The organism is Zhongshania aquatica, assembly GCF_027257955.1.
Lineage (GTDB): Bacteria > Pseudomonadota > Gammaproteobacteria > Pseudomonadales > Spongiibacteraceae > Spongiibacter > Spongiibacter aquatica.
The window spans coordinates 135,074-154,219 of the sequence record NZ_JANZNQ010000001.1 but is presented as its reverse complement, the minus strand read 5'-3'; the positions used below and the strand labels follow the sequence as shown (position 1 = coordinate 154,219).

At 49.3% G+C, this 19,146-nt stretch carries 15 protein-coding genes; 11 read left to right on the top strand and 4 right to left on the bottom strand.

All coding sequences use genetic code 11. The features are described from left to right. Positions 1-19: 19 nt before the first annotated feature. The gene (locus O9X78_RS00680) at positions 20-871 is read right to left on the bottom strand and encodes an AraC family transcriptional regulator (RefSeq protein ID WP_269617637.1); all 852 of its coding nucleotides are present in this window, start codon (positions 869-871) and stop codon (positions 20-22) included. A 225-nt stretch (positions 872-1,096) separates the two neighbouring features. Between O9X78_RS00680 and O9X78_RS00675 the strand changes: the two genes are divergently transcribed. Next, complete coding sequence (locus O9X78_RS00675) at positions 1,097-1,507, top strand: hypothetical protein (protein WP_269617636.1); 411 nt, start codon at positions 1,097-1,099, stop codon at positions 1,505-1,507. A gap of 254 nt (positions 1,508-1,761) precedes the next feature. On the opposite strand, the gene O9X78_RS00670 is transcribed toward O9X78_RS00675, so the two are convergent. After that, positions 1,762-3,177, bottom strand: a complete 1,416-nt coding sequence (locus tag O9X78_RS00670) for an aromatic ring-hydroxylating oxygenase subunit alpha (protein ID WP_269617634.1) — start codon at positions 3,175-3,177, stop codon at positions 1,762-1,764. Positions 3,178-3,878: 701 nt separating this feature from the next. Between O9X78_RS00670 and O9X78_RS00665 the strand changes: the two genes are divergently transcribed. From O9X78_RS00665 to O9X78_RS00640, 6 genes are all read left to right on the top strand, one after another. Next, positions 3,879-4,802, top strand: coding sequence for a glutathione S-transferase family protein (locus O9X78_RS00665; protein ID WP_269617632.1), 924 nt, complete (start codon positions 3,879-3,881; stop codon positions 4,800-4,802). 68 nt (positions 4,803-4,870) lie between these two features. Next, positions 4,871-5,047 (top strand): DUF2986 domain-containing protein, encoded by a 177-nt coding sequence (locus O9X78_RS00660; RefSeq protein WP_269617631.1) that lies wholly within the window; start codon positions 4,871-4,873, stop codon positions 5,045-5,047. A 236-nt stretch (positions 5,048-5,283) separates the two neighbouring features. After that, positions 5,284-6,630, top strand: a complete 1,347-nt coding sequence (locus O9X78_RS00655) for a DASH family cryptochrome (protein WP_269617629.1) — start codon at positions 5,284-5,286, stop codon at positions 6,628-6,630. Beyond that, positions 6,627-8,120, top strand: a complete 1,494-nt coding sequence (locus O9X78_RS00650) for a cryptochrome/deoxyribodipyrimidine photo-lyase family protein (protein ID WP_269617628.1) — start codon at positions 6,627-6,629, stop codon at positions 8,118-8,120. Before O9X78_RS00655 ends, O9X78_RS00650 begins: the two co-directional genes overlap by 4 nt. Next, positions 8,117-9,667, top strand: coding sequence for a cryptochrome/photolyase family protein (locus tag O9X78_RS00645; protein WP_269617626.1), 1,551 nt, complete (start codon positions 8,117-8,119; stop codon positions 9,665-9,667). Before O9X78_RS00650 ends, O9X78_RS00645 begins: the two co-directional genes overlap by 4 nt. A gap of 160 nt (positions 9,668-9,827) precedes the next feature. Next, complete coding sequence (locus O9X78_RS00640) at positions 9,828-11,246, top strand: cytochrome P450 (RefSeq protein ID WP_269617625.1); 1,419 nt, start codon at positions 9,828-9,830, stop codon at positions 11,244-11,246. Positions 11,247-11,328: 82 nt separating this feature from the next. Here the strand turns inward: O9X78_RS00640 and O9X78_RS00635 are convergent, their stop codons facing one another. Both O9X78_RS00635 and O9X78_RS00630 read right to left on the bottom strand, forming a co-directional pair. Continuing rightward, on the bottom strand, positions 11,329-11,754 hold the full coding sequence (locus O9X78_RS00635; protein ID WP_269617624.1) for a DUF3010 family protein: 426 nt from the start codon (positions 11,752-11,754) through the stop codon (positions 11,329-11,331). A gap of 65 nt (positions 11,755-11,819) precedes the next feature. Continuing rightward, positions 11,820-13,319 (bottom strand): protein adenylyltransferase SelO, encoded by a 1,500-nt coding sequence (locus O9X78_RS00630; RefSeq protein WP_269617623.1) that lies wholly within the window; start codon positions 13,317-13,319, stop codon positions 11,820-11,822. 384 nt (positions 13,320-13,703) lie between these two features. Here O9X78_RS00630 and plsB point away from each other — a divergent pair, with 384 nt between their 5' ends. The 4 genes from plsB (at position 13,704) to O9X78_RS00610 (ending at position 19,146) form a co-directional block, all read left to right on the top strand. Beyond that, the gene (gene plsB, locus O9X78_RS00625; RefSeq protein ID WP_269617621.1) at positions 13,704-16,178 is read left to right on the top strand and encodes a glycerol-3-phosphate 1-O-acyltransferase PlsB; all 2,475 of its coding nucleotides are present in this window, start codon (positions 13,704-13,706) and stop codon (positions 16,176-16,178) included. 23 nt (positions 16,179-16,201) lie between these two features. Further along, positions 16,202-16,801: a GNAT family N-acetyltransferase gene (locus O9X78_RS00620; RefSeq protein WP_269617619.1), complete on the top strand. Its 600-nt coding sequence runs from the start codon at positions 16,202-16,204 to the stop codon at positions 16,799-16,801. 222 nt (positions 16,802-17,023) lie between these two features. Beyond that, a complete protein-coding gene (gene trpE / locus O9X78_RS00615) occupies positions 17,024-18,562 on the top strand; it encodes an anthranilate synthase component I (protein WP_269617618.1) in 1,539 nt (512 codons plus the stop codon). After that, positions 18,562-19,146 carry an aminodeoxychorismate/anthranilate synthase component II gene (locus O9X78_RS00610; RefSeq protein ID WP_269617617.1) on the top strand — a complete coding sequence of 195 codons (585 nt, stop codon included), beginning with the start codon at positions 18,562-18,564 and terminating at the stop codon, positions 19,144-19,146. Before trpE ends, O9X78_RS00610 begins: the two co-directional genes overlap by 1 nt.

Below are 19,146 nucleotides of genomic sequence, written 5' to 3'. Positions count from 1 at the left end.
ACTATTCGTCACGGAAAAATCAGATTAGACCATGATCGGAAAGCTTGATGCCCGGCACCGCCGTAGTCTCTTCGTCGGTCATTCGTTCCGAGATGTATCGTGCTGGAGGTTTGCCCACTGCTTTGCGAAACATGGTGATGAAGCCACTAGCATTTTCATAACCCAATTCCAGCGCCACCGTCTGCACACTTTCGCCTTTGCTTAAGTGTTGAAGTGCGAGGATCACATGCAGTTGTCGACGCCAGCGTCCGAAGCTCATGCCGATTTCGTGCAGCAGGAGCCGACTCATGCTTCGTTCGCTCATGCCTATGCGAGTGGCCCAATCGCTCTTTAATGTTTTGTCTGTGGGGTCGGCCAGCACCATTTTTGCGAGTTGACGCAATCGCGGATCGCGGGGCATCGGCAGATGGAGATCTTCTACGGACGCCGCTGCCAACTCATCCAGTAAAGTGGCGATCAGTCGGTCTTCCCGGCCCCCTAGCACATATAATTCGGGAAAACCCACCGCTTTCAGAAGCAACTCGCGTAGCAGCGGCGAAACCGAAATCGTGCAGCAGGTTTTTGGAAGATTCGGTGCGGCATCGGGCTCGACGAATAGGCAATAACACTCCGTTTCCCCTGATCCTCTGGCCGAGTGGGGCAAGTTTCCCGGTATCCATACGGCACACTGAGGCGGCACGATCCAGACGCCGTCTTCGGTTTCGCAGTTAAGGATGCCACGAACGGAGTACAGCAGTTGTGCCTTGTGGTGCTTATGATTTGAAAGTTCCCAGTCACTTGTTACCGACGTGGCACTCAGAGCGACAGCGGGCCGTGGGACGTTGTCAACGTCTTGGCTTATAGTCAGGTCGGTGATTGCAATGCTAGACATGGTAAGTTTTGAGCCTCGGATCGAAGATGAAATATTTTGGCCTAATTGAAATATATTATGGCTAAGTTGTGCAATGACGTCTAGCCTCCCTTTAGGTATCTTAGGGCTACTATGTTGGCCGTTTTGCTCACTCGGAACCTAGCTCTTCCCGACTGGGAGAAGCCCGATTTTCTAATGAGGCATGGCTGCCAGCATTATTTTGTTATGTTTTGAAGGAGTGTTGGTATGCAGATTGACGCCTCGCAGTTCCCTCTGGTCTGGATGCGATTTAACGCGTTGGGCACCGATCCCGACGTCTCGCCTTTTGCTGAATTCGAGTCACTGCTCGCGCGTAAGGAAATCTTTGTTCTGCTCAACGATGAAGGGCTTGATAAAGGTGATCACGAACATTCGCCGGAAGAAAAGAGGCAAACCTCGCTTTGGATGAAAGGCCATAAGCGTGAATTGAGAGCCTTCGTTAAAGCAGCGATTTATATCGAGCCGAATACTGCCAAGCGGCTGGCGATCAAGGCGCTCGCCGTAGTGTATGAGAAATTCTGGGGCTATCCTATGCTCATGGTTGCTACTAAGGGTGGCGCACTGGCCTTGGCGCAACAGTTATTATTTGGCGAGCAGTTGGGTGAACGGGCACCCTAAGCCCGGCTAAGGGCAAGGATGGTCTAATCGATTTACCCGTGCACGTGTATGGGGGGGAGTGAAGTTGGGGCGGTGCCTTTTATAGAAGATAGCTGTTCAGTGGAAGCTAAGCTGTATGGTACATCACATTGAAAAACTGATGAATGACGGCAATATCGCATTTAGCCTAGATCCTGTAACTGCATAAGAAATGATAAAACTTATGCAGTTACACGGGTAAAAATTGAGGCCAAATACGCCTTGAGGCACTTCTATTACTCCCTTCCTATCAGGCGGTCTATTTCATTTAGATAGTGGCGAATACGAATTTCGGCTTCACACAATATCGCCCCAGAGAAGGCATCGGATTCAATTCCCTTCTGCACATTGGGTATTCGTTCAGCATCTTGCCACATGACCCGCCCCCAAACTTCCGCGTTTGCCTCTTCCGGGTCATCCCAATTCGGGCGAAAACGAGCTGGTCGTTCAGAGCCGTCCCAGCCGGGAGGGCCAAAACTATCGGGGCCAAAACTATTGATATCCATCACGCGGGTATTGGGGTCGCTCACGGGTAGGCAAAGAGTTAACACCGAGTAGTAGCTTTTTCGCGGGTCGCTTGCGTGAGGTTTCCACGACTGAATCAAGAGCCCGTCCGAGAAGACATTCAAAGTCATATTAGGAAATACGTGGTAGTTCCAGTCATCGGCGATTTGATCGTCGGTTAAATTATCGAAAAACGAATAACCTTGTTTTTTACCCCACTTTCGTTTGGTATCGATAAAGGCCTTTTTATACTCGAAGCCTTTCAGATCTTTGTAGTCGTTGTTGTCGCCGCCGTACATCTCAACAAACATTTTCAGGTAGGGGTTCACCTCATCCTGATCCTCCATCCGGCAGGTTGCGAGACAGTTCTGGATAATCATCCGACTCACCCCGTTTTGGTATAAATCGTATTGAGTTTCTAAGGTTGAGGAAATCGGAATGACCTCTGGGTGAACATCGTCCGAATGATAAAATTCGAGAAAGGCTTCTGCGGCGGTCTTCCAATTTGCTGGCCATTCGGCTTCAAAATCTCGCAACACGCGAAACTCACCGAAGGGATAATTTTTAAGATGTTCGGGAATCACATCGAGGAAGTCGATCAAGGGTTTGGCGTCGGCATCCATGTTGATGAAAATAAGCGAATTCCATATTTCACAACGCACACTTCTTAAACAAAGGTCGTTCTTCAGTGTTTCTTCACGAAATATTACATCGTCTTTGACCTTGGTGTTTTCGCCATCTAGTCCCCACTTCCAACCGTGAAAGTTACAATAAAAATTATCTTTTACGTGGCCAAAATCCTCGGTGACAATATAGTTTCCGCGATGAGGGCAGACATTGTAATAAGCCTTCACATCATTTTCATGATTGCCGGTTCGAACCACAATAAATGACTCTTTGCCGAGGTCGTAGCGTAGATAGTCTCCCGGCTGCTTCAGATCAAAACTGAGTCCGGCAAATGTCCAAGACTTTCTCCAGACATGCTGCCATTCGAGATCGTGCTCTTGTTGGGAGTAGTAGCGTGTTTTATCTGGTTTTGCGGTGCCGTGATCTATATAAGGCGCTTTAGCAGCGGGGTTCTGAGGGTCAGTTACTTCGGGATAGGAGGTGTATCCCTTGGTATATTCAAAGTCGAACTTATTAGACATAGTGGTATCTCCGTGGCGTCCATCAAGCTTGGTTTAGTATGTTTAACCTATTCCAGTGGCGATCTTGACGCAGTTTCTCCTTTGAGTTCTTGATGCATATCAATATAAGAGTTCATGATGTCCATCAATATCAGCAAAAAATACCAAACCGTTGATTAATTCAATTAACCGCCGCCCAAAGACAGTGTCAGACTGGCTTAACGCGCAATACAAAAATAGATCCTCTAGAGATGGACGTCCCCGAGCAATACAAGCGACTTCGTGCTATGTCATGCCCTATAGATACTCATTGAGGTTACGTATGATGGCTGAATCTAGAAATGATTTTTAACCAGCAAGCTGGAAAGCGTTGCGGAAATATTTGATCTAGTCGGATTGGGAATTCGTAATCCCGTAAATAGTCAATCTGCGTTCGAAAAAAGTAGCTTCCACGTTTTGCGTATTCAAAACATGTTCTTGTTGGGTTTGAGCGTATAGTCGATGATGGCAAGTATTAGGGTTTGATCGTAGATTTGGTAACTCGCCTTGACCTCTGCGGTAGGTAAGGACGGAGTAGAATAAGCTGCTTCTATTAGGCCACGTTCTAAAAGGGAGCGTGATGCTTAGCCTTAATGAAGAGTTTTTTACGTGCTTAAACTTGTCAGCTCGTCTTGATCCGTTTTGAGCGGTGCTTTTGCTAAGACCTCTACAGAGATATAAATATGACTGAAACTATCATTCTTCATCACTACGACAAATCGCCCTACGCGGAAAAGATTCGCCTGATGTTTGGCTTGACCAATACACCTTGGTCTTCGCTACTTTCACCCGCTTGGCCGCCGCGGCCGAATCTCGATCCCTTGACTGGAGGTTATCGTCGAATTCCTGTCGCGCAGATTGGCGCGGATATTTTTTGTGACACTGCATTAATTGCGCAGGAAGTGGCTAGACTGAGCGGTAGTGCTGCTCTTGATCCTACCGCGGTAGAGGGCAGCGCGCTTGAGTTGATGAAACAAGCTGAAGGGCAGGCTTTCTTTGCGGCTATCGGTACAGTACCGCCGGTTCGTTTGATTACTACTATGTTGCAAGGATTTGGCCCAATAGGAACGTATCGTTTTATAAAAGACCGCGTTTCTCTATTGAAAGGCGGAACGAGTAGACCGCCTAAAGGTGATAAAGCGAAGTTGGTCATGGATTCCCTGTTCTATGCGCTTGATACTAGGTTGACTGAGGGCGCATGGGTGGGCGGAGATAATCTCTCGGTGGCGGATTTGTCCGTGTTTCATCCACTCTGGCTGCACGTAAGTTGTAACCGGAAACCGCTAGCTGCTAGCCAGAAGATTCAGCAGTGGTATAGCCGGGTAGAAAATATTGGGCATGGGGCGCGTTCGGAAATTTCTCAGGAAGATGCCTTTAAAGCGGCGCGTGAATCGCAGCCTCGTTTGTTGCCAGTTAGTTCAAGTGATTCGCCTGTGGCTATTGGTGCCGCAGTGCAGGTTGCGCCCTTGGACTATGGTGTTGTGCCGGTTGCGGGCACGCTAGCTGCGGTCACCGAGACTCGTATTATTGTCGCCCGCGAGAGTGCCGACTTTGGCACGCTACACGTTCATTTTCCTCGAGCTGGTTATTCGATTTTCGCAAAATGATTCAAGCGGGTCTAAACTCCGGCTCGCCTTACTAGTGTTAGGCGTGTATCAATAATTGAGCGCAGTGTATGAACCGTCGTAAAAAAGGCAATGCAGCATCAAAGGCGCGCATTAAAAAGGCCAATGCGAAATTGGCCATCAACACCAAGCCTAAATATATTAGTAAGGCTGAGCGTGCGAAATTAGAACTTGCGTCTGCCCAAACTGTTGTCGTGGTTGCCGATGATGCAGCTCATGGGATTTAACCATTAGTCAATTTGATAGCGAGTTGCCTTTTTGCGAAAGTCTTCCATAACAGCGTTAGACTAACAGTTATTTGTTCAGTCCTATTATTTTCAATTCGCGCTGCACTCAAATAATTACCCCCCCTTAAAAATCCAAACTGTTTTCCTTTACCTATAAAAGACTATTTCGATGAAAGTCTGGCGGTGTTCTGCCGTGACTTTATACATGGCCAATTTATGTGGAATGTCGGTTTGGAATGAAGAAACTTGGTCTATATTACTTCGGTAATGATTTGCGTCTGCATGATTTGGCACCGCTGCGAGCCTTAGCCGCTAGAGTCGATTACTTGTTGTGCGTGGTGTGTGTCGACCCCGCATTGTTAGGCAGTTCGCCCCATATTCTTGGCGATGCGTCAATATCGCATCGGCGTCGGCAGTTTGTAGAAGAGAGTATTGCCCAGTTATCTGAGGACTTAGATGCACTGGGGCAGCGTCTAATCGTTTGCCGAGCGTCGCCTGTCGACGGACTTGGCGAGCTGTTAGATCGGTATCCGGTAGATGAGGTATATAAAAGTCGGCACCCTGGTAGTTATGAACGAGTTCAGTGGCAAGTGTTACAGAAACGCTTTCCCAGTACCCGCTTTCAAGAGTTAGACAGCCATACGCTATTTAATTGGGATGCGCTGCCATTTGCGCCTGCGGAGTTACCCCCGACCTTCTCGCAGTTTCGCAAAGCCGTTGCGGCGTTGCGGGTTCAGCAGCCCCTGCCTACCTTGACCGAGTTGCCACCGCCACCCGATGCGATGGAGTTGCCAGCGCGTGATGAGGGTTTTTTAGCCCTTGGTGACGATGCTAAGCATTTTCGATTTTACGGTGGTGAAGTTGCGGGCCTAGAACACACACAGAGATATTTTGACAGTGATTGGCCGAGTCAGTACAAGGTGCTGCGCAATGATCTTGATAGTTGGCATCACTCCACCAAGTTTTCACCGTGGCTTGCGCTTGGCTGTGTATCGGCTAGGGAGATTGTTTCGCAATTGCGTGACTACGAGGCGCGCCACGGCGCGAACGACTCTACCGAGTGGATTTATTTTGAGTTGCTGTGGCGAGAGTATTTTCAGTGGTATGCCTATCAGCACGCCGATCGTCTCTTTTGCTTTCAAGGTATTAAAGAGCACAAGCCGCTGACAAGTTTTTATCCCGAACGCTTTCGCGCTTGGAGCTGCGGTAAAACGCCCTGGCCGTTGGTAAATGCCTGTATGCATCAGCTTAATGAAACTGGCTATATGAGCAATCGCGGACGACAGATTGTTGCTAGTTGTTTTGTACACGAACTGCAATTGGACTGGCGCTACGGTGCCGCTTATTTTGAGCAACAGTTAATCGACTATGATATGGCGAGTAACTGGGGTAATTGGCAATATCTCGCTGGGGTAGGTGCCGATCCCCGTGCTCATCGCCGTTTTGATCTGGAAAAACAAGCTCGTCAGTATGATCCCGATGGTGCGTTTACACGACGATGGCGGGGTGGGGAAACCTGTGCCGCAATAGACAGCCAAGACATGGTGGGCTGGCCCTGCGTTGATGGGTCTAAGAATCAATGACGGATTCGCTAGCCCTAGTTTGGTTGAAGCGTGACTTGCGCCTGCGTGATCATGATGCCCTCGCTGCCGCCTGTGCAAGTGGTCGGCGCGTCATGGTCTGCTATATCTTTGAGCCGATACTGCTGCAAGACCCCCATTATGATAGACGTCATTGGCGCTTTGTATGGCAGTCTTTGCAATCACTAAACGTAGCCTTGCGGCCCTTTAATACCCGCGTATTTATATTTCACGGTGATGCGCTGTCTGTGTTGCAAAGTATTGACGATGAATTAGGTATTCATAGCCTATTTAGTCACCAAGAGATTGGATTAGCTAACACGTTTGCTAGAGATCGTGAGGTTGCGGCATGGTGTGGGGAGCGTCAGATACCGTGGTTTGAATCACCCAGCGGCGGTGTGCGACGTGGCGCTCATAACCGTTTGAACTGGGACAAACACTGGCAGCAGCATATGCATGGCGTCCTGAGCCAGCCAGCCTTGGATACTGCAAATTTTATGAGTGATTATCCCTTGGCGCCATTTCAGCCGCCTGATGACTGGTTTCAGGGTGGTGATGTGTTTCAGCGCGGCGGCATTGAGATGGCTAACAAAACCCTTGATAGTTTTTTGGCAGGCCGTGGCCGTGAATATTATCGAAGGCTATCTAGCCCGTCGACAAGTCGCAAAGCTTGTTCCCGAATGTCGCCTTATTTGGCGTGGGGGAATATCAGTGTACGGGATATGTATCAGCGCTTATTGGCCCATCGCAATGCGCCGGGTTGGCAGCGCTCTTTGACGGCACTGTCGTCTCGTTTGCACTGGCATTGTCATTTTATTCAAAAGTTTGAAAGCGAATGTGAGATGGAGTTTCGGCCAGTTAACCGAGCATACGCGGATTTGCCTTATAGGGATGATGACTTGGCGGCTGAGCATTTACGCGCTTGGCGAGACGGATACACCGGCTACCCTCTCGTCGATGCCTGTATGCGTTGCCTGCATGCAACGGGCTATATCAATTTTCGTATGCGGGCGATGTTGGTGAGTTTTCTTTGTCATCACCTTAATCTGCACTGGCAGTATGCAGCGACACATTTGGCGCGTTTGTTTTTGGATTTTGAGCCAGGTATCCACTACCCACAAATTCAGATGCAAGCTGGTATTACCGGTGCTAATACCATTCGAATTTATAACCCAGTGAAACAATCTAAGGAACAGGATGCTGAAGGAATATTCATCCGTAGGTGGCTGCCGGAGTTGGCTGAATTACCGCTAGATTTGATTCACGAACCTTCGGAAATACCGCCTTTGGAAGCGCAGATGATCGGCTTTACACCCGGTCAGGATTATCCCCAGCCGATAATAGATTTGGCCGTGACCTCGCCGGCCGCGCGCGACCGTTTGTGGTCGTGGCGAAATCAAGCTGACGTGCAATGTGAGGGGCAGCGTATTTTGGCTCGTCATGTAAGGCCGACCGGTAGTATGGCCAAACAAAAAAAAGGGAGTGCGACTTGAAAAGTGCGAAGACCCTTAGATTAGTTCTTGGTGATCAGCTTAATGCCAGCCATAGTTGGTTCAAGCGTGTTGATGATGACGTCCTTTATGTGATTGCGGAGCTGCAACAAGAGCTTGATTACTGCCTTCATCATGTGCAGAAAATTTGCGCATTTTTTGCCGCTATGGAGAACTTTGCCGATGCCTTGCAGCGTGCCGGTCATCGTGTTCATTATCTGACGCTTGATGACAGCGCCACCTACGCTGACTTACCCGCGCTAATTGAATCGACGCTGCTGGCTTGTCGAGCGACGTTGTTTCAGTATCAGCGTGCAGATGAATATCGATTGCTTGCTCAGCTGCGTTCGTTTTCACCGTCGACAGTGACGGTTGAGGAGTGCGATAGCGAACATTTTTTACTGCCCTTTGATGAAATCGCCCAGCAATTTAAAGCCGGTAAGCATCGTCGCATGGAGAATTTTTATCGCGGCATGCGTCAGCGGTATTGTGTGCTGATGGACGATGATTTACCACGCGGTGGACGTTGGAATTTTGATAGTGAAAATCGCCATCGTCTGAGTGCGGATGACATTGCTGAATTACCGGAGCCGCTGGTGTTTGCCAATGACGTGAGTGAAATTTTGCAGCGCCTAGAGCGCCACGGCGCAAAACATTTTGGGCGCCCCGAGCCCCAGATTTTATGGCCGGTAAATCGGCGTCAGGCGAGAGAATTATTAGACTATTTTTGTCGACACTTGCTACCGCGTTTTGGTCGCTTTCAAGATGCAATGACCGCCGAGGGACCAAAGCGCTGGAGTTTGTATCACTCGCGCCTGTCTTTTGCGATTAACGCAAAGATCTTGCATCCCATGCAAGTTATTAATGCGGCGTTGCATGCATTTGAGACCAGTGATGGCGCAGTTGATTTGGCGCAGGTAGAGGGCTTTGTGCGCCAGATTTTGGGGTGGCGAGAGTTTGTTCGCGGAGTCTATTGGGCAAATATGCCGCGCTATGCAGAATTGAATAATTTAGCCGCTTGTCGTGAATTGCCGTCGTATTTTTGGACTGGCAAAACGAATATGCGATGTTTGTCGCAGGCTATTGGCCAATCACTGGATTATGCCTATGCTCATCATATCCAGCGTTTGATGGTCACTGGTAATTTCTGCCTGTTAACAGGCATCGATCCCACTGCGGTGGATCAGTGGTATTTAGGTGTTTATGTGGATGCACTGGAATGGGTGGAGATGCCAAACACCCGAGGTATGAGTCAGTACGCGGACGGTGGTTTGGTTGGCACCAAAGCCTATGCGGCGGGCGGTAATTATATTCGCAAAATGAGCGATTATTGTGGAGATTGCGCGTATCGAGTACAGGATAAAATCGGCGATAAAGCCTGTCCGTTGAATAGCTTGTACTGGGACTTTATGCATCGTCATCGCCATCGATTTGGCACTAATCCGCGCCAAGGGATGATTTATAAAAACTGGGATAAAATGGCCGATGAAAATAAGCAGGCCATCCTTGATCGCGCGCAGTGGTGTCTCGATCACATTGAAGAGCTGTAGTGTGATTATTGTTTAGTGGCGCTAATCGCGAGTCATAATCTAAAACAGCTGTTTTAGATTTAGTTTTAAAACGGTGTTTGCTTTACCGTGAGTTGCTGGGATTTACCTCGCAAACGTCATCGTGCTAGCATCGCCGATTAATAATTTAGAGCATACTCATATGCCAAATATACTGTATCACTCCCGTCGACTGCTGCTTTCTTATTTAATAGAAGCGCTACTTCGCCATATGCATTGGCGCAAGAAACGCTCTCAGGCAGACGTTAAGTCCGCAGTAATACCGCTTAGTGATGCGCAGATCCCCGAACATCCTAAAACACCGGAGGACTTTAGACCGCTCGAAAATGCCTGTTTTCAAAATCCCTATCGTTTTTACAAAATGTTGCGAGAGGAATATCCCGTCTACCGATTGCAAAATGGCATTTACTGCTTGTCGCGCTACGACGATATAGCTGCGGTGTGTCGTGATACCGAGGTTTTTTCGTCTACCCATCAGGGCGCGATTGTTGGTTTAAAGCCCCATCAAACGATTTTAGAAGAAGGCCGAAAACAGGATCGGCTTGCTGCATTGGGTCTTACGCCGTGTGATGTGTTGGCGGTGGCAGATCAACCGCAGCACAGCAATGATCGTAAGGTCGGCCACAAGGGTTTGAATTCGCGCTTTGTGAAAAGTTTGGAGGGTGAAATTGAAAGTGCCTGTAGTGAATTGATCGATAAATTTATCGACAGTGGCGAAGTGGAGTTTATGCAGCAAGTAGCGTGGCAGTTGCCCATGCAGATTATTATTAAATTATTGGGCTTTCCTGTGGCGGATTATCAGAAAATTAAGTATTGGTGTATGCACACCATCTCTACCCAGAGTGGAGTGTCTAGTTCCTTAGAAATTGCAAAAAGCCGCGCCGAAATTTTAGTTTTTGTCCGCTATTGTTGGCGGCAATTGGCGATAGCAAAAAGACACCCTCGCAATGATCTTTGCGGTGTATTTGTAAGCGCGGTTTTAGATCCCGAAAATCCGATGACGGATCAGCAGGCGGTGAGTAGTATTTTTCAGTTGTTGGTGGCCGGTAGTGATTCGTCGGCCACGAGTATGGGGAATGCGATAAAGTTATTAATTGAAAATCCGGAAATTCAAGCGGAGGTTCGCGCGGATATGACGAAGCTGGACAGCTTTATTGAAGAGGTGTTCAGGCTTGAAGCGGCGTTTCAGGGGCATTTTCGCTGGACTAAGATCGACACTGAATTGCATGACGTAGTATTGCCAGCGGGCAGCCGTGTATTTTTGATGTGGGCCGCCGCGAATCGTGATGAGACGGTTTTTGAGAATCCCGATAGCGTCGATTTGAATCGGCCTAATGGCAAAAAGCACCTCACTTTTGGGCATGGTATTCATGCCTGTATTGGGCGTGAATTAGCGCGCAGCGAAATCCGTATTGTCTTGCGCGCGTTTTTATTACGCACTAAGAACATTCGTATGTCTGGAGATGCGCCTTTTGTCGCGTCTATGTTTGCTCATACATTGCAGCGTTTACCTTTGCGCTTTGAGGTGATCGAGGATTCAATTTCTGAACACGCGGCGTAATAGCCGCGTGATAGGTGTAGTGAAGAGTTAGCGACATAAACATAAATAGCAGTTGCAATATGATTCTTGGGATGAGCACTTGCTAGATAGTCTGATGTGCTACATAGGCTGTGATAAATGCCGCCTCTTGAAAGCCCTTTAGCTCGGTGTCGGCAAAGGGAATTTGCAGGGGGTTCTCCGCCAGTGCCGCTTTTGCTTGTGAGGAGGTCAGCACAACAACGTCGATGTCGGCAATAAGCTGAATCGCCGCTTCTAATTTAAAGCTGATTGCACCACCGGCAAATTTGCCCTTGGGTAGTCGACCTTTGATGGCGACTTTATCAACTTTGTAGTCTCGCATTAGCTGCGTGAATGCGGCTTGAAATTGTTTTAAATCTTCTCTGCTGTGTTCTTTGGGTAAGCTAATTTTACGTGCCCGGCAATCCGGTATATTGAACTGCTGGTTTTCTAAATTAAGTAGGCAGACTACGGCATCGTTGCCGGTGAGTTCCACGCCGCAAATTCTCATTGTGATTCCTTGATGTCAATTGTCGATCTTGATTGTTGATTTTGTGTGTTGTGTGCGCGGTATTTTCATGTGCCGCAAAACGTTTGTAGTACCCGCTCGTTTGGTTTGGCGGGCAGAGCATAGCGCTGTTTGTTTGGATCGAAAGTATGGGGCGTTTTCAGTACGTCTACCAGCTGATTAAAAGCACTAAAGTCGCTATTGCGTTCTGCAGCGACGATGGCTTCTTGAACGAGATGATTCCGTGGAATGAAAACAGGGTTAGCTTTAAACATTTGTGCTTGGCGTTGGGCGGGTGTTTGGGTGTCTTCAATTAAACGCTGGCGCCACTGCTGCAACCACGGGGTGAAGTTGCCGTTAAATTCAAAAAGCTCGTGAACGCTGTTATTAATGCAGGCACCTTCGTCCGCCAATTCTGCCAGTCGGCGAAAACACAGGGTAAAGTCTGCCTTTTCTTGTTCCATGAGTGTGAGCAAATCTTGGAATAAGGGATCGTCCTGTTCGCTAAAGCTACTAAGGCCAAGCTTATCTTTAATAATCGCTTGATAGGCTTTGAGGAATAGCTCCGGAAAGGCATCTAGGGCTTGTTGGGCGAGGGCAATCGCAGATTCTTCAGTGGCGTCTGGGGCATTATCTAAAATGGCTAATAATGCCTGTGCAAGTTGAGCCAAATTCCAATGCGCAATACCGGGTTGATTGCCATAGGCGTAGCGGCCGTTGTGGTCTATGGAGCTAAAAACGGTTGCGGGGTCGTAATTTTCCATAAACGCGCAGGGGCCGTAGTCGATGGTTTCGCCGCAAAGCAGCATATTGTCGGTGTTCATTACTCCGTGAATGAATCCGATGGATTGCCACTTGGCAATGAGGGTGGCTTGGCGGCTGATGATGTCATTGAGCATCGTTAAGACGGGGTTGCTTGCCTTGGCGGCATCGGGGAAGTGGCGATCTATTAAATAGTTGCTCAGACTTTGCAGCGCTTCGGTGTCTTGACGGGCGGCAAAATACTGCATGGTGCCGACCCGAATATGGCTTTGGGCGACGCGGCTAAATACTGCGCCGGGCAGCGCTTGATCGCGAAATACTAGCTCGCCAGTGGTAACGGCGCCAAGAGCGCGGGTGGTAGGTACGTTTAGTGTCGCCATTGCTTCACAGAGAATATATTCCCGCAGTACAGGCCCTAATGGCGATTTACCGTCACCGCCTCGTGAGTAGGGTGTGCGGCCAGACCCTTTTAACTGCCAATCGTAGCGAGTGCCGTTTTTTGCAATGAGCTCACCGAGCAATACTGCTCGGCCATCGCCGAGTTGCGGATTCCATCCGCCAAATTGATGACCGGCGTACACGGTAGCAATGGGTTCTGCGCCATCTGGCATGTGATTGCCCGCCATGGTTGCTATTCCCTCTGGTGAGGCCAACCATTGCGGGTCAATACCTAATTCTTCCGCTAATACGGTGTTGATTCTGACGAGCTTCGGCGTTGCTACGGTAGCGGGTTCTTGCGGGCTGTAAAACCGTTCTGCTTGTTTGACGTAGCTATTGTCGAAGGTGGGGCTATTTGGTGAAGTCATGGCTTGGCCTGCATAAAACGGTAAGACAATTCGGGTAGAGTTTTAGTTACCCTGTTTTCGACGATTGTACATGAATCCTTCGCAGCTAGTGGCGCTAGGCCTTATAAACAGCCGATATGGGGCCGTTATTGGAAGAAATCTAGCGAGTACTTTCTGGTGTCGATGGGCGAAAACCGCGACGCGGAGCAAGAGACCAAGTAAAATCGTTGGCAGTGGCTGTTTTGATCATCAGAGTTTTTAAGCACACGACGACAAGTGTGGAAAAACAGCGCAGTTTTGGAGACCTTTGCACGACTAAGAATTGTGTTCTACTGGCGGCAAAATCTGGCTGGCAGTAGGCAAAACAATAAGTGTGCGGTCTCGTTTAATAAGGATTTATGCATTATGTCGTGGTTCACACGTCTGTTTTTTGTATTGTGCCGGATGCTCTCCGCGCCATTTCTTGTCGGTATCAAGCCAAAGCTGGTGCAGTTTGATGAGTCTTTGTACGCCGAGCTTGAGGGTAAGCCGGTGTGTTATGTTCTGCGGCAACACAGTTGGACCGACCGATTTTTACTAGAACGGGTATTTAAGGCCCATAATTTGCCTTTGCTGCGCAGTTCACCGGGTAGGTTGCCAGACAGTGACCGTGCCGCTTGCTTGTATTTGCCGGTACTGAGCGGTCAGCGTGGTGGCTCGCGTGGCCATGAAACCATCGCGGCGCTTGTTGCGCAGGCGGCAGATCAAGATTATCCCTTGCAGATTGTACCGGTGTCGGTATTTTGGGGGCGAGATCCGGGCAGCGAGACCTCGTTTTTCAAGCTGCTTTTAGGTGATGGCGACCGCGCCGGTGCCTTTCGTAAATTGATGGTTATTATTGTTCAGCGCCGCAATGTGCTTATTCATATTGCCCAGCCCGTGCGCTTCAGTACCTTTGTTGAGCGCAAGCAAGATCCCGCTGCTGCCGCAGCAATGATGGCGAGACTGTTGTCGTTTTATTACTCCCGTCGTAAAACCGCCAGCCTTGGCCCCAGTTTACTGTCGCGCCAGCAGATCATTGATGTGGTTCTGCGCCGTCAGGCCGTTCGAGATGCTATTTCAGAAGAACAGTCGGAGTCTATCAGCAAGCCTGAGGCGGTTAACAAGCGGGCTCGTAAAATGGCCGAAGAGGTCGCGGCTAATTTTGATGGCCGAATGATTCGCGCGTTGGAACTCATCCTTAGCTGGGCGTTTCGGAAGATATTCGCGGGTCTGAAAATCCATCATATCGATCGACTGCGCGACACAGCAAATAGTCGCCAGTTAATTTATATGCCGTCGCACCGGAGCCACTTCGATTATTTGCTGATCTCTTACACGTTATATGTGCAGGGTTTAGTTCCACCGCATATTGCCGCTGGGGTGAATTTAAACTTTTGGCCGGTGGGCGGTTTGTTGCGTCGGGGTGGTGCTTTTTATATTCGCCGCAGTTTCGGTGGCCAAAAATTATACTCAGCGATATTTAAGTCCTATTTAGACGTGTTATTAGGTCGGGGTTATCCCGTCGAGTTTTTCCCCGAGGGTGGAAGAAGTCGCACCGGCCGTTTGCTACCGCCAAAAAAAGGCATGTTGAAAATGACGGTGGAGAGTTTTGTTCAGCAGCCGGGGCGTAAGGTGGCTTTAGTCCCTATTTATGTTTGTTACGACAAGTTGGTGGAAAGCGCATCCTATGTGAAAGAGTTGCGCGGCGGCGTTAAGCAAAGTGAGTCTGCGGGTGGTTTATTAAAAGCGCGGAAGATTTTTAAGTCGTCCTACGGCAGTCCGCATGTGGCATTTGGCGAGCCTATTAGTTTGCATGAGTGCTTTAGTCATATAGAACCTAACTGGCGCAAACGCACTCAAGCTGGGGATCATTCTTTTGTCCCGGCGGTGATTGATTATATTGCCCAAGAGAATATGGAGCGTATCAATGCCGCGGCGGTGGTCAATCCCATCGGCCTGGTGGCGATGATTTTGTTATCTAGCCCCCAGCGGGCCATGGCTGAAGATGAGCTGCTGCTGCAAATAGACCACTTTATTACCATTTTACGGCGTCTTCCCTACAGTCCCGATATTACCTTGCCAGACGGCAGCGCCCAGGAAATTTTGGAGCAGGCGGCGCGCACAGCAGGGCTTTCTAGGATTGATCACCCTTGGGGCCCAATTATTACGGCGACGGGTAAAGAGGCAGTAATGTTGACCTATTACCGCAATTCGGTGATGCACGTTTTGGCCCTGCCGAGCTTGATTGCGCGCTTTTTTCGACACAGTCAGTCGGTCAATGAGGCTGAATTAATTGAAGGCTGTGTGCTGCTATATCCCTTTGTTAAAAATGAGCTATTTCTACGAACTAAAATTGAAGATTGTGCCGATGCGGTAAAGGATCAGATTAATAACTTAGTCGAGCTTAATTTGCTGGCTAGGGATGATGCTAGCGGAAGTTTGAGTCGCGCCAATGTCGGTACCGAAGGCTATGCGGTACTCACTGGCTTGGGACGAATTCTCCGGGAGACCTTCGAGCGCTACACGATTACCAGTTTGCTTCTGGTGCAGGATATATCAGAGGTGCCAGCGCTGCGCGACGACGTGGAATTGCACACCATTGAAATGGCTCAGCGTTTGGCCATATTAAGCGGCCGAGAAGCCCCCGAATACTTCGATAAAAACCTGTTCCGCGGCTATATCGATACCTTAATTCAAGAGGGCTTGCTGCTGACTGATGAGCGGGAGTCCGGCGAGTTCCTGCGGGTTGATAAACGTCTTGAAGCGCTGTCTCAGCGTTGGGTGGCCTTGCTCGGGCCAGATGTGCAGCAGAGTATGCAACAGTTGATTCGCAAGCCAGTGATGAATGAGGGAAATTAGTGTTCGCTAGTAAGGACGCGTCAATGATGACATTCAATAACTGCATTCTCGAAGGTCGCTATGTGAGGCTGGAGCCATTATCGATGGCGCATAATGATGGCTTGCGCGATGCGGTTGCCGATGGTGAATTGTGGGATTTATTTGTTACCAAGGTGCCTCGTATCGAGGCAATGGATGAGTTTATTGCCAATGCCTGCACTGATTTTGAAAATGGTGAGGGGCTGGCCTTTGCGACCATCAATAAAGAATCCGGCAAGGTCGTGGGCTCCACTCGGTTTATGCGCCCCAGCCTAATTAACAAACGGGTGGAGATTGGCTTCACGTTCTTGGCCGCATCTGCGCAGCGTTCTCACGTTAATACCGAAGCGAAAATGCTGATGCTTGAACACGCTTTTGAAGCGATGGATCTTAATCGCGTTGAGTTTTTGACCGATTATCTAAATCATCGGTCCCGCGATGCGATTCTGCGGCTAGGTGCAAAGCAGGAGGGTATTTTGCGCAATCATGTTGTGATGTCGAATGGCCGGGTCAGAGACTCGGTGGTATTTAGCATTATTAACACTGAGTGGCCGGGCGTGAAGCAGCATCTATCGGCGAAATTGTCGGCTTACGATAAGGGTTAACAGACCGTGAATCTGTGGCTATTTTTGAGGTTCCCCCACGGCGCGGCCTCGGTTACAATGTTTCGACATTCTAATTACGTGTGACGAGTCTGAAAAAATGGTGCATAACGCCCGCATGACACTGCTGTGTGCTTGCCGTCGATGGCGATGGTAGCTCTTGCAATAAGCGAATTACTGCAATTAGCAGATTACCAAGCCGAACCCCATTTTTAAGGATTTATCATGCAAGCCCAGCGATATAATGAACTGGCGCAGCAAAGCTATAACCGTATTCCGGTTTACCGCGATGTGCTGGCCGACCTCGATACGCCTCTCAGTGCCTATTTAAAACTTGCCGCCGAACCCTACAGTTTTCTGTTTGAGTCTGTGCATGGCGGTGAGAAATGGGGTCGTTACTCAATTATTGGTCTTGGTGCGCGCACGGTGCTGCGTGCCGAGGGCAAGCTGGTCACGGTCGCCCGTGACGGCAAAATAATCGAATCCCACGAGTGCGACGACGCCTTAGCTTTTGTCGAGGCTTTTCAAGCCCGTTATCAGGTGCCTGATATTGAAGAACTACCTGCTTTTTACGGCGGGTTGGTGGGCTATTTCGCCTACGATTGCGTGCGTTACATCGAACCTAAATTACTCGCTAGTACGCCGCCTGATGTTCTGGGTACGCCAGATATTCTATTGATGGTGTCTGAGGAGTTGCTGGTTTTCGATAATCTGTCGGGTATCGTCAAGATCATCACTCATGCCGATCCGGCTGATGACCGCGCGTTCGCCAAAGCGCAGGAGCGCTTGGATTCTTATGAGCAGATGTTGCGCGGTTTGTCACCGATGCTACCGGCATTAAATCTGGACGCCGATGGTGTTGCTGAAACCGATTTTGTGTCGAGCTTTGGTGAAGATAGATTTAAAGATGCGGTAGAGAAAGTACGTGAATATGTATTGGCGGGTGACGCCATGCAGGTGGTGTTATCGCAGCGCTTGAGTATTCCCTTTACGGCATCGCCACTTAATTTTTACCGTGCATTGCGCCATCTCAATCCATCGCCGTATATGTATTACCTCAATTTGGAAGATTTCCATATTGTGGGTTCGTCGCCGGAAATTTTGGCGCGTCTGGAGCACGGCGAAGTGACCGTTCGTCCGATTGCGGGAACTCGCCGCCGTGGCCATACCGAGGCGGAAGATTTAGAGCTGGAAAAAGATCTATTAGCCGACCCCAAAGAAATTGCCGAACATTTAATGCTCATCGATTTAGGCCGCAATGACGCGGGTCGTGTTGCTAAAACCGGCACCGTGGAATTGAGCGATAAAATGGTGGTGGAGCGCTATTCCCACGTGATGCATATCGTGTCGAATGTGCGAGCCCAAGTGCGCGATGAGGTGACCGCGATGGATGTGTTGCGGGCGACCCTGCCAGCCGGCACCTTGAGCGGAGCACCAAAAGTGCGAGCCATGGAGATTATAGACGAACTAGAGTCGGTAAAACGCGGCATTTACGGTGGTGCGGTGGGCTATTTAAGCTGGAATGGCAATATGGATACGGCTATAGCGATTCGCACGGCGGTGATAAAAGACAATCAGCTTCATATTCAAGCGGGTGCCGGAATCGTTGCCGATTCGCAGCCGCGGCTTGAATGGAAGGAAACCATGAATAAAGCGCGGGCAGTGTTTAAGGCGGCGTCTATGGTTCAAAGTGCGGTGGTTCAAGGGGCGGTGGTTCAACGTGCAGTGGCTCAAGAATCTGACAATAATGGGGAGGCGTCATAATGTTATTAATGATCGATAATTACGACTCCTTTACCTACAACGTCGTGCAATATTTCGCAGAATTGGGCGCCGATGTAAAAGTACTGCGCAATGATGAAGTCACTGTCGAGGAAATCCGCGCCCTGGCGCCCACGCATCTGGTGATTTCTCCCGGCCCGTGTACGCCGAATGAAGCGGGTATCTCGCTTGCGGCGATTAAGGCATTTGCCGGAGAGATTCCAATTCTTGGTGTGTGCTTGGGGCATCAGAGTATTGGGCAGGCATTTGGCGGCAAAATTGTGCGCGCTCGGGAAGTCATGCATGGCAAAACGTCGCCGATGCATCATCACAATACTGGCGTGTTCGCGGGCTTAAATAACCCGGTTGTGGCGACCCGCTATCACTCGTTGATTATTGAAAAAGAGAGTTTGCCCGACTGTTTTGAGGTGACCTCGTGGACTGAAAAGCCCGATGGTTCGGTGGATGAGATTATGGGCGTGCGACATAAAACACTAGATGTTGAGGGCGTGCAGTTTCACCCAGAGTCTATTTTGTCTGAGCAGGGGCACGAACTGTTTAAAAACTTTTTGGAGCGCGGCGTATGA